The sequence below is a fragment of the Mesorhizobium sp. P2_C7 genome (genome assembly GCF_056404515.1).
Genome location: NZ_JBFUDW010000013.1, coordinates 123,335 through 136,251, shown reverse-complemented (window position 1 = coordinate 136,251; position 12,917 = coordinate 123,335). Strand labels below are relative to the sequence as shown.

Genomic DNA, 12,917 nt, shown 5'->3' with positions numbered 1-12,917 from the left:
CCCTACTGCCCTACTGCCCTACTGCCCTACTGCCCTGCTATCCTACTGCACGATCATGCGCTGCTGGTCACGCTTCTCCGTATAGCTGCCCTTGTCGTAAGCAGTCTGAGCCTCGAGCTGTTCCTTGGTGAAGGTCGTGTACAGGTACTTCCTGCCATCCTTGTCGGTCATGAATTTGAGATTATCCATGCCGACCGCGACTTCCTTCTCGCCAATGCCGAGGAAGCCACCGACATCGACGATCACCGCGTCGGTCTTTCTGTCGGGCGCCAGCACGACGTCACCGATTTCGCCGACCTTGGCATCATTGGCGCCGTAGACGGTCGTGCCCTTCAGGTCGTCGGCGCGAATCTCGCCGACAGGCATCTCGGTCAAGGTCGACTTGTCGATTGCCGCCGTCTGGGTCTGGTCGGGTGCCGAGGCATCGGGTGTCGAAGCAGCAGGAGCCTCAGCCGTCTTGTCAGCCGGTGCAACGGCAGGAGCCGTGGCATCGGACGGTGCAGCAGCCGGTGCGGTTGCAGCCGGCTCATTGGAAGCCGTCGTTGCCGGTGCCGGATCATAGGCCTTGCGGTTGAAATCCGGCTGCGCCTGAAGTTCCTCCTTGGTGGTCTGGGCCACCAGCCAGCGGTCGCCGTTCTTCTCCGCCCACTGGGCCTTGCCGAAATCATAGGTGACATTCTTGGCGCCAAGGCCGAGGAAGCCGCCGACGCCGATGACCAGCGACTCGGCCTTGCCTTCATTTGTCAGAACAATGTCGTTGACGCTGCCGATGTTCTGCGCGTCATCGCCGGTGCCGTTGTAGACGGTTTCGCCAATGATGTTGGTGGCGAGATTGCCGTCGGCGCGCTTCACCGGTTCGGCCGGCGCAGCATTCATGTCGACGGGTGTCTGCGCGGTGTCAGCCGGCGCGGATGCAGCCGGAGCCTTTGCGTCCGTCGATGCGGCCGGTGCCGGAGCCGGTGCATAGGGCTTGCTGTCGAACTCCGGCTGCGCCGTCAGTTCGTCCTTGGTCGCCTGGGCAACCAGCCAGCGGTCGCCGTTCCTTTCGGCCCATTGCAGCTTGTCGTAATCGAAGGCGACATTCTTCGCTCCGACACCCAGAAAACCGCCAACGCCGATGACGACGGACTTGGCCTGGCCATCCTTGTCGAAGACGACATCGCTGACCTTGCCGATGTTCTCGGCATCGTCGCCGGTGCCGTTGTACACGGTTTCACCGATGATGTTGGTGACGATGCTGCCTTCGGTGCGCACCGGAGTGGCGGCTGGCTCCTGAACAGCCGGGGTCTGGGCCGGCGCCGGGGATGTCGCATTCTGCGCATAGGCCCCGGTCGCGACCAGCGCTGCGAGTGCGGTCGTGGCTAAGAGGTTGCGGGTCATGATGATCTCTCCTCGTGGGTGATTTCGTACGCGCCGCGCTCGGTTGAACCGTCGCTGAGGAGGTTCGGACGCGGCATCTTCTTCACAACGTCGTGACCATGCTGTTGTTCCGACAAAACACTTCGCGTCGTGCCGAAGCCAAGAAGCGGCGAAGCGCCGGCGGTTTCTCAAAACGGAACCTTTCCCGCTTCGTCGCGTTTCAGCCCGTGGCTGGGTCTATCCCGGCCCTATCGTGATGGAATGGCGGAGCGGGGCATGAAATTTGCTGCGGTGCTGAACCGGGACGGCGGCACCTTGCGCACGACGGACCTTGCCGTCTTTTCCGACAGAATGCGCCAGACCCTGGAGACGGCAGGCCACTCCCTCAGCATTGATGTTGTTGCCGGCAAGGACGTGGTGGAGACGCTTGACGGCGCTGCATCGCGACGCTCTGTCGATGTCGTGCTGGCCGGCGGCGGTGATGGAACCATTTCCGCCGCCGCCGCTCGGCTGATGGGCACCAGGAAGGCGCTTGCCATATTGCCGGCCGGCACGATGAATCTGTTCGCACGCGGACTGGGTATTCCGCAATCCCTCGAAGCCGCGCTGAAATCCTTCGCCGATGGCGAAATCATCGCGGTCGACATAGCCACGGCAAACGGCCGGCCCTTCGTTCATCAGTTTTCGATCGGCATGCATGCCAAGATGGTGCAGCTGCGCCAGAAAATGGAATTCGGTTCACGTCTGGGAAAGATCGGCGCCTCGGCCAAGGCGGCTTGGGCGACGATTAACAATCCACCGGCGATGAACGTGACGCTCAGCATCGGCAACGCCGAGATGGCAGCCCGCATCACCGGCATCGGCATCACCAACAATCTGTTCGGCGAAGGCCACCTGCCCTACGCCGACAACCCGGCGGGCGGCGTGCTTGGCGTCTATGTCACGGTGGCGCAGCAACGTGCCGAACTGGTCAAATTCTTCTTCAACATGGCGCGCGGAAAATGGCGCGACAACGAACACGTGGAAATCCATCAAGCTGACCGAACGGTCCTGAAAATCCATTCGGGCAGCAGAAAGTTCCGTGCCGTCATCGACGGTGAACTGGTCAGGCTTGACCGTGAGACGACGATCGAAATCCGGCCTGGCGCACTCAATGTCCTGGTACCGGCCCGCATCGCAGAGGCGAAGGCTGCCTGATGCGATCTCCAACGATGAAGGCCGAAAATCTAGCCGCTTGGCGCGCTTCCTTGCTCCGTCGCCGGCGTCTTGGCCATTTCACTATAGATTTCGGCGATGCCCCAGGCCGCGAAGGCCAAAAGCAGCGCTGCAATCAGGATACGCAAGCCGTGCCAGCCCCACCGCCCCTGACGCGCTTTGTTTTCGGGGATGATCTTGGTCATGATCGGTCCTTGTTTCGTTATTCGCCAACTGGCGCGGTCGGCAAAACACGGTCGGGTAACGGTTCCTCGCTAGGATGGTTCCGGGTACGCCGGCTGGTCATGAGCCGGCAGGTGCGGGAAGCAGCGAAGGCCGGGACGGGCCATTGGGGACTTGGGTGAACAGCAAGGCGGAAACAGTGCCGAATCTGCCGGCCGAAGTTGCGCGCGCGGTCAAGGACGAGGACCGGCTGGCCGTGCTGCACGGTCTGGAGGCGTTGGATACGGCGGCAGATCCGGATTTCGACCGCATAAGCAGCCTTGCCGCGGCGGCTATGCAGGTTCCGATCGCCTTGGTGACGCTCGTCGACCACAAGCGCCAATGGTTCAAATCCTGCGTCGGTCTGGACGAGACCGAAACCGCGACCGACATCTCCTTCTGCGCCCATGCGATTGCCGCCGGCGACGAGCCGATGGTGGTGGCGGACGCCACGACGGACCCACGTTTCAAGGCCAACCCGCTGGTCACCGGCAAGCATCATCTCCGCTTCTACGCCGGCGCGCCGATGATCGTGGCTGGCGCCCGCATCGGCACGCTGTGCGTGCTCGACCGCAAGCCGCATGCCTTTCCGTCTAGCGCCATGCTCGAGCAGTTGAAGGCGCTCGCCGGGCTCGCCGGCAGCCTATTCACTTTGAAGGATGCGACCCGCAGCGGCGCTATCGCCGAGGCAGCACTTGTGCGTGAGGAAAAGCGGCGCGCCATTGCGCTCGACGCGGCTTCGCTCGCCAGCTGGGCGTGGGACATCCGCACCGACATCATCGAATGCGATACATTGCTGTCGGAGCTGTTCAACCTGCCGCGCTCGAACCGGCTGCGGGCGCGCGACATCCTCACCGCCATCGATCCTCGCGACGTCTACCAGACCGAAACCCGCTTTCGCGATGCCTTGACCGGCAGCGACGACTATTTCGGCGAATACCGGGTGAAGGGCTTTCATCCGCCGCGCTGGCTCGCCACGCGCGGCCGCGTCATCGAGCGCGACGGCGACGGCAAGCCGACCCTGATCTTCGGGGTCAACTACGATATCTCCGAGCGCAAGCTTGGCGACGAGCGGCAACGGCTGCTGCTGCGCGAGCTCAACCACCGCGTCAAGAACACGCTGGCGACCGTCCAGGCACTGGCGACGCAGACTGTGCGCCATGCCCGCCAGCCGAGCGAGTTCCTCGAAGCCTTTGGTGCCCGGCTTCAGGCCCTGGGCATCGCCCACAATCTGTTGTCCGACCGCGAGTGGCGCGGCATCGGCATCCGTGAACTCGTCCAGATCGAGGTCAGGCCTTTCGACACCGCGGACCAGCCGCGCATGACGATCTCCGGCGACGATTTGTTGCTGTCGCCAGACCAGGCTGTCGGGCTTGGCCTGATCCTGCATGAGCTGGCCAGCAATGCGCTGCAATATGGCTCGCTGTCGGTGGCGTCAGGCAAGGTTGATCTCGGCTGGAGGACGAAAGGCAGAAAGGGGACCCGACGCCTCGTGCTGACCTGGCGCGAAAGCGGCGGCCCGCAAGTCGCCCCGCCGGAGCGACACGGCTTCGGCTCGATCCTCATCCGACGCAGCCTTGCCAAGGTCATTTCAAGCGAAGTGACCCATGAGTTCCGGCCGGAAGGCGTGTTTGCCGAAATATCGATGCCGCTGGAAGATCTGCCGAGTGACAAGCCATGATGCCGAACCGAAAGGCCGCGACGCAAAGTTGAAGCCGGTTTTCGGGAGAGATCATTTCCGCTCGTCTTCTTCCGGATCGTCTGGTTTCACGTTTTCGCGGTAGATGGCGTAGGCGGCCAGCACCACGGCAGGACCCAGAATGACCCCGAGACCGCCCTTGCCCTTGAGCAGCGCCGGCAGCACGGCAAGCGCCGCGGTGATGCCGATAGCCTTCATGTCGGCATTGCGCTGTTGTGCCCGGCGCCGGGCACGTGAGCCTGCGGATATCTGGAAAATCAGCAGGATCAGCCCGGCAAGCAGCAGGAAACCGGTTCCAAAGCCCAGCGCGGCGGCAAGCGATCCGTAGCGACCTGCCGTCCAGATATAGGCTGCCCCGACCAGAAAGCCGAGGCCGCAGAGCGCCACGGATATGGCGAGCCCATAGACGATTGCCGCCGTGCGCGCCCGACGTATGGCGGCGGCGGTTTCGCCCGATGCCAGACCTGCAATCAGGGATGCGAGCATTCCCATCTGGAATGCGACTAGCGACGCGCGAGGAGCGCGAAGAGGAAGCCGACGCCGGCGGCGATCGCCAGTGACGTCACCGGCTTTTCGCGCACGCTCGCCATCAACTGCGCTTCGATATCCTTGGCATTGCCGCGCAGGCTGTCAAAGGCTGCTTCGCCCTGCGCACGCAATTGCTCGACCCCTTCCGTAGCCGCACGGCGCGCGGTGCCGTAGCCATGCTCTCCGGTCTTGGCCAACTGCTTGGTGAGCTTGTCGATATCGGCCTTCAATTGCCTGATATCGGCTTCGAGATCTGAATTCGACGGGCCTTCGGTTGCGGTCTTTCCTGCGGCAGTTGCCATTGCTTAACTCCTTGTGATTGCTTGATTTCAAACGCGCCGCATGTCTCAAGGTTCCGGCATCAGGGACAAAGTAGCCGAAAACGCGTGCGTGTGCACCCGATCCGCTGGCGCTGACAAAAAGGCACTTCGTCAGATCAGCGGCCGGCGCGCCTCGCCCAGCCCTTCCCAGCCGGCGAGTTGCTTGAGCCCTTCATTGTCGGTGACCTCGCAACCGCCGTCGCGCCAGACAATCAGCTTGCGGTCCATCAGCTTGCGGATCGTCTTGTTGGTGTGGACCAGCGACAAGCCGAGCGTGTCGGCGATGTGCTGTTGGGTGATCGGTATCTGAACCGATTGCTTGCCGTTCAGCCCAACGACCTTTGCCCGGCTGCCGATGAAGGCGATAAGATAGGCGGCACGCTCGATGGCGCTGCGCCGCCCGAGGCTGAGCAGATTCTCGTCCAGCATGCGCTCTTCGCGCGATGCGATCCAGGTGATGTCGTAGGCCAGCCCGGGATGATTGCGGTAGAGTTCGTGGAGAGACTCGCGTTCGAAAACGCACAGCAGCATTGGCGACAGGGCCTCGACGGAATGCTGCATTTCGCCCATCACGCTGCCTTGCAGGCCGATCAGATCGCCGGGCATGAGGTAGTTGAGGATCTGGCGGCGGCCGTCCTGTAACAGCTTGTAGCGGAACGCCCATCCGGAGAGCACGGTGTAGAGATGGGCGCTGTGGCTTCCCTCCACCAGGACCGTGGCGCCCTTGTCGACGGCGAGTTCGCCCTTCTTGAATTTGCTGATGAAGGCCAGCTCCTGTTTTTCGAAGTCGCGGAAGACCGGTAACGGCCGCAACGGGCAGTTCTCGCAAGGATACTGACGACTTGAGAAAGCACGACCGCTCTGGCCCGACATTTCGACCCCTCTTCGAAAGCCCGCACAAGGCTGCGTCCCAACGCGTCGCGCGGATCGAGGTTCCGCACGGGCACATGTCTTTTTTAAATGACAGCTTGCCAAATAGCGATCATGACTCCATCCGTTACAAGGAGCCCTTGCCTGTGTCCCCTTTGCTTGATGGATTGCGGATTCTGGTCCTGGAGGATGAGTTTCTCATCGCCATGGATGTCGAGCAGCTTTGCCGCGATCATGGTGCGGGCGAGGTGGTGATCGCCCGCGATCTGGCCGAGATCGACGATCGACAAATCGCCACGCACTTCGACGCCGCCATTGTCGACCTTATGCTGGGTGGCGCCTCGACACTCGATTTCGCCTCAGGGCTGCGCGCGGCGGGCGTGCCGTTCGTGTTTGCCTCGGGCTATTCGGATCCCGATGAAATCAAGACATCGTTTCCGGGCGTCAGGCTGGTCGGCAAGCCCTATTCGGGTGAAGACCTCATGCAAGCGGTGGCGGCGGCCTGCGGGCGGGGTTCTCCCGGCTGAGACACGATCCAACTTCTGCGGATCGCGCCTTGCGATCGGAGCTCAGTTGGCCGGCGAGCCCGTGACCTGAGTAGAAATCGCATCCGGACCATACTCGTCTTCGCCGGATATCTTCAGGATCTCCTGCAAGCGCGTGCGGGCCCGGCTGACCCGGCTCTTGATCGTCCCGACCGCGCAACCGCAGATTTCGGCCGCCTCCTCGTAGGAGAAGCCCGACGCTCCGATGAGGATGATGGCTTCGCGCTGATCTTCCGGCAATTGCTCGAGGGCGCCGCGAAAATCCTTCAGGTCGAGCTGGCCATGCTGGGCCGGATGAACGGCAAGCCTGGCCGTCATGATACCGTCGCTGTCTTGCACTTCGCGTCCGCGCTTGCGCATCTGCGAATAGAATTCATTGCGCAGGATGGTGAACAGCCACGCCTTGAGATTGGTGCCGGGCTGGAAGCTCTCATGCTTGTCCCAGGCCTTGACCAGTGTTTCCTGGACGAGATCGTCCGCCTTGTCGGCATTTTGCGTCAGCGACACGGCAAAGGCGCGCAAGCTCGGGATTGCCCCAAGCAGATCGGTCTTGAAGCCTTGGGAGACCGCTGCCATGCTTCAGTCCTTCTTCTGTGCGGGTTCGGCCTGCTCCAGTTGACTGAGCAACTGTGCAAAGCGATCCGGCACATCGTCAGAGACCAGCTCATCGTAATATTGTTTGAGTTTGCGTCCGATTTCGGAATTCGGCCCGAGTGCGTCACTGGACCCGTTCCGGCGCCTGCCCGCGACGCCAGCCAGAATATCTTTCGTCATATCCTTCATTTTGCCCTTGTATTCCCAGCGCCCAAGCCGCTCATCACACTACTCAACACAACGCAAGCGGCCCCCTCGTCTGGTTGCCCGTCCGAACTTCAAACGCCGTCCCGGCGCGTTAGTTCCATCAAGGTCGGAACTTTTTCTCAAGACCGGCGTTGTTTGACCGGGGCTTGCAATCAGCTTGACCTGCACTCTATGCAACCACGTCATTCTGAGGGAGACGTCTTACCATGAGCTTATCAGCCACCATCGCACCACATCTGCCGTTCCTGCGCCGCTTCTCCCGGGCCGTTTCCGGATCGCAGGAAAGTGGCGACGCGCTGGTCGCCGCGATGCTGGAAGCCATCATCGCCGATATCGATATCTTTCCCGAGGCCTCGAGCGACCGCATCGCGCTTTACAAGGTGTTCGCCAAGCTGTTCACGTCGGTCGCTATCCGCGTCCCGCAGGAGCAGGCGCAGTCGCCATGGGAACAGCGCGCCGCCGCCAATCTGAACGCCATTGCGCCGCGTCCCCGCCAGGCCTTCCTGCTGGTCGCCGTCGAAGGTTTCAGTGAAGACGAGGCGGCCGAGATCCTCGATGCCGGCGACCAGGAGTTTTCAGAGCTGCTTGCCCAGGCAAGCAACGAAATATCCCGCCAGGTGGCAACGGACGTGCTGATCATCGAGGATGAACCGCTGATCGCTATGGACATAGAGGAAATGGTCGAGAGCCTCGGTCACCGCGTCGTCGGAACGGCGCGCACGCATGCCGAGGCGGTGACGATGTTCGGCAAGACGCGGCCCAAGATGGTGCTTGCCGACATCCAGCTTGCCGATGGCAGCTCGGGCATCGAGGCCGTGAACGAGATCCTGTCGTCGACGTCGGTGCCGGTCATCTTCATCACCGCCTTCCCCGAGCGTCTTTTGACCGGCGAACGCCCCGAGCCGGCATTCCTGGTCACCAAGCCGTTCAACCCCGACATGGTCAAGGCTCTGATCAGCCAGGCGCTGTTCTTCGATCGCCAGGCGAAAGCCGCCGCCTAGGGGCAGCGGCAGGCACGACGCGATATCAAAAGGCCGTCTGATGCGATGCATCAGGCGGCCTTTGACATGCCGGGACCCCGTCATCAGCGAATTCCCGGCGCCACCCTTGTCTGGAACGATTGGCAAGCATCGTCTTTTTCGGCAAATGGTGGAACAAACCGCATCTACCCACGTTTTCATCACACCATTCGAAGGAGATGGATCATGCTTTACTGGGCGCTCGTATTTCTCGTCGTGGCAATCATAGCCGGCGCGCTTGGTTTCGGCGGCATCGCCGGCACGTCTGCCGGCATAGCGCAGATATTGTTTTTCATCTTTCTCGCTTTCCTGGTCATTTCGCTTCTTGCCGGCCTGTTCAAACGGGCGTGAGGACCGAACGATCATCCGAGCGAACACTGGAAGCCGCACCCCTCAAACGGTTTCCAGCCACCGCCGGGCGGCATCCTTCAACGGATACCGCTCGGCGGACCGCTTTTGGAGGCGGGTTTTCGGGAAGCCCTCTGGAACCCATTCCGCGGTGAGCCGTTCAGCCTGAGTTGGGTGGACAGATTGGCGATGCGTTCCAGGGCCGGAGATAGGAAAGACGACGTGCCAAGCGATGAAGTCATCGCCCTGCATCCCGCCGAAAGTGGCATGCAACTTGGCCGGGCTCTTCTCCACGCGCTGCACAATGCCGGCATTTCCGTTCTCTATCAGGATCGCGAGCTGACAACGGTATGGGCGCGCAATATGCGTGCGCCGTGGGTGTCCGACACCGCGGACGGCAACGGCATCCTGCCCGCGGCGCAGATCGACCGCATCGGCGCGGCAAAGCGCGACGTCATCGCATCCGGCAATCCGCAACGCCTTGAAATCAGCGTCCCCGCCGAGGACGGCTTTCGCTGGTTTCAGGTCTGGGTCGACGCCGACCATGGCGAGGGTGGAACGGTGCAAGGTGTCGTCACCACCATGGTCGAAACGACCGATCAGAAGCGCCGTGAGCAGACCCTGACGACGCTGTTGCGCGAAGTCAGCCATCGCTCGAAGAACCTCCTGGCGATCATTCAAAGCATAGCCACCCAGACCGGGCGCTATTCCGATGGCATCGCTGATTTCCTGACGCGCTTTCGCGGCCGGCTGCAGTCGCTGGCCTCGTCCCAGGATCTGGTGACCTCCTCAAATTGGCGCGGCGCCGCACTTCGCGAGCTGGTGTCGGGCCAGGTCAGTCGCAACGGGGTGAATCCGTCGCACGGCCTGCGCTTCCGCGGCGCAAATCCCTATCTCAATCCCAACGCCGCGCTGCACATCGGCCTTGCCATGCATGAACTCGCCGTCAACTCGGTCAGCTATGGCGCTCTCTCACGTCCAGATGGCTTCGTTGACGTTACGGCCGATCTCAATGCTGCTGCCGGCGGCCTGGCGCTGTCGCTGACATGGTCCGAAGCGATACCGGCGAGCGACGTCGAGCACAGTGAGAAGCGCTTCGGCAGTGTCGCGCTCGAGCGGGTCGTGCCCGCCTCCCTGAACGGAACGGCGACGCTGGAGCTGATGCCCGGTCGCCTTGAATACCGCCTTGTCGTTCCGCACGGCAATTTCGAGACCGAGTGAGCGGCCGCGCCTCTCGTCTGATCATCCATCCTTAACCGGCTATTCACCATAAAAGCGGATTCTGTTTTTCCCAGGTACCGCTGGAACCTGCTGGACCGTCGAACATTGCCGCGTTGAAGTTGGTCTCCGGACGTCCGCCGACTGCGTCTGCTGTCGCGGTCGGCGCCGGAATTGCCCGTTGCGCCGCGTTATTTCGCTGGTCGCCCTGCGGCCGAGGAACTTTGGCGGCTATGGACCGTTACTGTGGCGAGAGGACATGTCGCCATGGAACACATTGCTGCATTGTTGCTGGTCATCGGTTGCTCGAACACGATGGCCGACTGCCATGAATTGCAGGTGCCGGTAAGCGTTTTCGAAACCGCCGACCAATGTGTCGCCGAACGGCCATTCGCGCTGGGCGACGTGCAGGGGCAGGCTCAGCACATCGTCGGCGAGTGCCTTGCCGTCGATCCGGCGCTGGAAGACGACTATGACCAGATCGTCTGGAACGTGCGCGCTGACGGCACGCTCGACGCTTCCCTGGCAATCTCCAACGTCGTCATGGCATCGAGCGCCGCGCGCCCAGAAAAAGACTATCTTCGGCAACAATAGATTGCAGCAGCAAAGGCGGCCATTTCATGCTAAATGGCTGCTGGAGCTTACCAAAGTGTGGACACAAAGCGAGGAGTGACTCTATGCGGAAGATGATTATTGCCATGATTGCGGTGGCTGCCCTCAGCGGCTGCACCAGCACCGAGAAGGACGTGGTCGGCGGCGGCTTGATTGGCGCCGGCGTCGGCGGCTTGGTCGGTGGCGGCAAGGGCGCGCTGATCGGCGCGGCTGTGGGCGCCGGTTCCGGCCTGCTGGTGCGCAACCTGCGCAACGGCTATTGCCAGTATCGCGATCATCGCGGCCGGATCTACACGGCTCGCTGCAACTAGTTCGGCGATAATCGAAACGTCGATCCGGAGACCGGTCCGCCGGTCTCCGGATTTTCGACGTCTGGACGCACCATTTCTGTTCGCTTGATGAAACGGTTTTCCGTCCGGAATTTTGCGTCAAAACAAGAAGATAGAGCGGCTCTACGTTTCAGTGAAACTGATCTAGCCCGTCAGCGGAATCCTGATCTCCACATTCAACCCATCATCGCGATAATCGCGGTTGATCGTGCCACGCAATTCGCGCGTGACGTTGAGATCGATCAGCTTGGTGCCGAATCCTGTCTTGGCCGGCGCTTCGAGTTTCTTCTGTCCGGTTTCGCGCCAGTTGAGAACCAGCACCCTGTCGCGCCCGCGTCCTTCGAGCGACCAGTCGACCTTGAGCGCCCAATCTCCCTTGAGCGAATTGGCTGAATTGCCGGTTTCGCCATATTTCAATGCATTCGTCGCCAGTTCGTGGAACGTCAGGCCGAGCGCCTGCGTCGTGGTTTCGTCGAGCAGCACCTCCGGCCCCGACAGAAGCTCTTCCGGCAGCTCCTTGCCAAACACCTGACCGAGCTCGATGCGCAGGAGATCGCCAAGGTCTGCCTTCTGCCAGCGCGAACGCGTCAGCATGTCCTGAGACGCCGCCATCGCCTGCAGCCTGGCCGAGAAGGACGAGGAAAATTCGTTGACGTCAGTGGCCCGCGAAGCGGTCTGGCGCGCGATCGCCAGCACTCGGGTGATCGAATTCTTGATGCGGTGCTTCATCTCCTGCAGCATCAGGTCTTTTTCGAGCAGGCTCTTTTCCGTCGTCTCATGCAGACGCGACGCCGCCTCATAGGCTCGCTCCTGATAGCGCGCCACCAGAGCGATGGCGCCCGCCAGCAGCAAGCCGAACAGCCCCAGCATCACCGGAATTGCCCGCGACGACGGCTGCGAGAAGGCGCTTGTCGGTCGAAACAGGACCGTCCATGGTTGGCCGGCCACCGTGATCTTGCGGGTGACCAGCAGCCTGTCCCCGAAGGATGACACTGGCGGCGTCTCCGACCGGAACAAGAGATTGTCGCCACTCACAGCGCCGTCATAGATTTCCGTGTTGACCGGCAGCAGCGGCGACCGGCTGAGCGCTATCTGGAAGAGGTCCCGTGCTCGAAAAGCCGCGTAGAGAAAGCCGGCCGTGGAGGACCTGGACGCATTGATGACATCGGGAGCCGTTTCGACATTGAGCCGCACGAAGACCAGGAAGCCCGGGAACGTCTGCGCGGCACCCGTGCTCTGGCCGAGTTGCACCAGCGCGCTGGCGTGCTGCTCATCGTCGGACATTGCCTTTTCGATGGCCACGCGCCGCACCGGTTCGCTGAACATGTCGTAGCCGATGGCGGCCTGGTTGGATGGATCCAGCGGCTCGAACATCACGATGGGCGCGCGCCAGGGTTGCGTGGTGTCCGGATAGATCGGATGGCTGACACCAAGGTCGTGCAGCATGTCGCGTTCGACCGCCGCCTCGTCCCCCGTCTTCACCAGCCTGAGAAAGCCGATACCGCGCAAGCCGGCGAAATTGTTGTCGACATCGAGCGCGTTGAAGAAGGCCTTGAACTCGTTCTGCGAGATATCGCCGTTGCGGGCATCGAACAGGGCCTGCGTCGACCGCAGCAGCGACAGATGCAGGTCGATGCGGCTCTCGATCCGGTTGAGCGCGTCGTCGGCCGTCGCTTCGAATTTGATACGGGCAGCTTCCTGCGTCGCGAAATAGGCAAACCCCGCCATCGTCATGCTGATCAGCGCAACGGCGATGAACGCGACGATTGGAAAAAGCTTCTTCAACGGATGATGCGGTCCATGGGCAATGTCGGACCTTTATGGGCAAGTCGATGTGCCAACACAATGGCAAG

At 61.9% G+C, this 12,917-nt stretch carries 16 protein-coding genes; 8 read left to right on the top strand and 8 right to left on the bottom strand.

What is annotated here, in order from left to right:
- Positions 1–42: 42 nt before the first annotated feature.
- Positions 43–1,380, bottom strand: a complete 1,338-nt coding sequence (locus tag AC1D2G_RS25025; protein WP_477417314.1) for a PRC-barrel domain-containing protein — start codon at positions 1,378–1,380, stop codon at positions 43–45.
- A gap of 255 nt (positions 1,381–1,635) precedes the next feature.
- Here AC1D2G_RS25025 and AC1D2G_RS25020 point away from each other — a divergent pair, with 255 nt between their 5' ends.
- Positions 1,636–2,556: a diacylglycerol/lipid kinase family protein gene (locus AC1D2G_RS25020; protein WP_477417312.1), complete on the top strand. Its 921-nt coding sequence runs from the start codon at positions 1,636–1,638 to the stop codon at positions 2,554–2,556.
- 29 nt (positions 2,557–2,585) lie between these two features.
- On the opposite strand, the gene AC1D2G_RS25015 is transcribed toward AC1D2G_RS25020, so the two are convergent.
- A complete protein-coding gene (locus AC1D2G_RS25015) occupies positions 2,586–2,759 on the bottom strand; it encodes a hypothetical protein (protein ID WP_477417310.1) in 174 nt (57 codons plus the stop codon).
- Between the two features lie 155 nt (positions 2,760–2,914).
- Here AC1D2G_RS25015 and AC1D2G_RS25010 point away from each other — a divergent pair, with 155 nt between their 5' ends.
- The gene (locus AC1D2G_RS25010; protein ID WP_477417308.1) at positions 2,915–4,456 is read left to right on the top strand and encodes a sensor histidine kinase; all 1,542 of its coding nucleotides are present in this window, start codon (positions 2,915–2,917) and stop codon (positions 4,454–4,456) included.
- 51 nt (positions 4,457–4,507) lie between these two features.
- Here the strand turns inward: AC1D2G_RS25010 and AC1D2G_RS25005 are convergent, their stop codons facing one another.
- From AC1D2G_RS25005 to AC1D2G_RS24995, 3 genes are all read right to left on the bottom strand, one after another.
- Positions 4,508–4,966 carry a hypothetical protein gene (locus AC1D2G_RS25005; protein ID WP_477417306.1) on the bottom strand — a complete coding sequence of 153 codons (459 nt, stop codon included), beginning with the start codon at positions 4,964–4,966 and terminating at the stop codon, positions 4,508–4,510.
- Between the two features lie 11 nt (positions 4,967–4,977).
- A complete protein-coding gene (locus AC1D2G_RS25000; RefSeq protein ID WP_095089295.1) occupies positions 4,978–5,304 on the bottom strand; it encodes an ElaB/YgaM/YqjD family protein in 327 nt (108 codons plus the stop codon).
- Between the two features lie 129 nt (positions 5,305–5,433).
- Positions 5,434–6,195 (bottom strand): Crp/Fnr family transcriptional regulator, encoded by a 762-nt coding sequence (locus AC1D2G_RS24995; protein WP_095089297.1) that lies wholly within the window; start codon positions 6,193–6,195, stop codon positions 5,434–5,436.
- On the opposite strand from AC1D2G_RS24995, the gene AC1D2G_RS24990 reads away from it, so the two are divergent.
- The gene (locus tag AC1D2G_RS24990; protein WP_477227759.1) at positions 6,165–6,719 is read left to right on the top strand and encodes a response regulator; all 555 of its coding nucleotides are present in this window, start codon (positions 6,165–6,167) and stop codon (positions 6,717–6,719) included. The genes AC1D2G_RS24995 and AC1D2G_RS24990 overlap by 31 nt on opposite strands.
- Before the next feature lie 42 nt (positions 6,720–6,761).
- On the opposite strand, the gene AC1D2G_RS24985 is transcribed toward AC1D2G_RS24990, so the two are convergent.
- Positions 6,762–7,313 (bottom strand): sigma-70 family RNA polymerase sigma factor, encoded by a 552-nt coding sequence (locus AC1D2G_RS24985; RefSeq protein WP_095089299.1) that lies wholly within the window; start codon positions 7,311–7,313, stop codon positions 6,762–6,764.
- Positions 7,314–7,316: 3 nt separating this feature from the next.
- Complete coding sequence (locus AC1D2G_RS24980) at positions 7,317–7,520, bottom strand: NepR family anti-sigma factor (RefSeq protein WP_095089301.1); 204 nt, start codon at positions 7,518–7,520, stop codon at positions 7,317–7,319.
- Between the two features lie 224 nt (positions 7,521–7,744).
- Between AC1D2G_RS24980 and AC1D2G_RS24975 the strand changes: the two genes are divergently transcribed.
- The 5 genes from AC1D2G_RS24975 to AC1D2G_RS24955 all read left to right on the top strand — a co-directional run bounded on the left by AC1D2G_RS24975 (position 7,745) and on the right by AC1D2G_RS24955 (position 11,046).
- Positions 7,745–8,539, top strand: coding sequence for a response regulator (locus tag AC1D2G_RS24975; RefSeq protein ID WP_457154515.1), 795 nt, complete (start codon positions 7,745–7,747; stop codon positions 8,537–8,539).
- A gap of 204 nt (positions 8,540–8,743) precedes the next feature.
- Positions 8,744–8,908, top strand: coding sequence for a DUF1328 domain-containing protein (locus tag AC1D2G_RS24970; protein ID WP_027031438.1), 165 nt, complete (start codon positions 8,744–8,746; stop codon positions 8,906–8,908).
- 186 nt (positions 8,909–9,094) lie between these two features.
- Entirely contained in the window at positions 9,095–10,126 is a 1,032-nt protein-coding gene (locus AC1D2G_RS24965; RefSeq protein ID WP_477417304.1) for a sensor histidine kinase, read from the top strand.
- Positions 10,127–10,390: 264 nt separating this feature from the next.
- On the top strand, positions 10,391–10,717 hold the full coding sequence (locus AC1D2G_RS24960; RefSeq protein ID WP_477417302.1) for a hypothetical protein: 327 nt from the start codon (positions 10,391–10,393) through the stop codon (positions 10,715–10,717).
- An 83-nt stretch (positions 10,718–10,800) separates the two neighbouring features.
- On the top strand, positions 10,801–11,046 hold the full coding sequence (locus AC1D2G_RS24955; RefSeq protein WP_457151623.1) for a YMGG-like glycine zipper-containing protein: 246 nt from the start codon (positions 10,801–10,803) through the stop codon (positions 11,044–11,046).
- Between the two features lie 162 nt (positions 11,047–11,208).
- On the opposite strand, the gene AC1D2G_RS24950 is transcribed toward AC1D2G_RS24955, so the two are convergent.
- On the bottom strand, positions 11,209–12,849 hold the full coding sequence (locus AC1D2G_RS24950; RefSeq protein ID WP_477417300.1) for a CHASE domain-containing protein: 1,641 nt from the start codon (positions 12,847–12,849) through the stop codon (positions 11,209–11,211).
- Between the last annotated feature and the right edge of the window lie 68 nt (positions 12,850–12,917).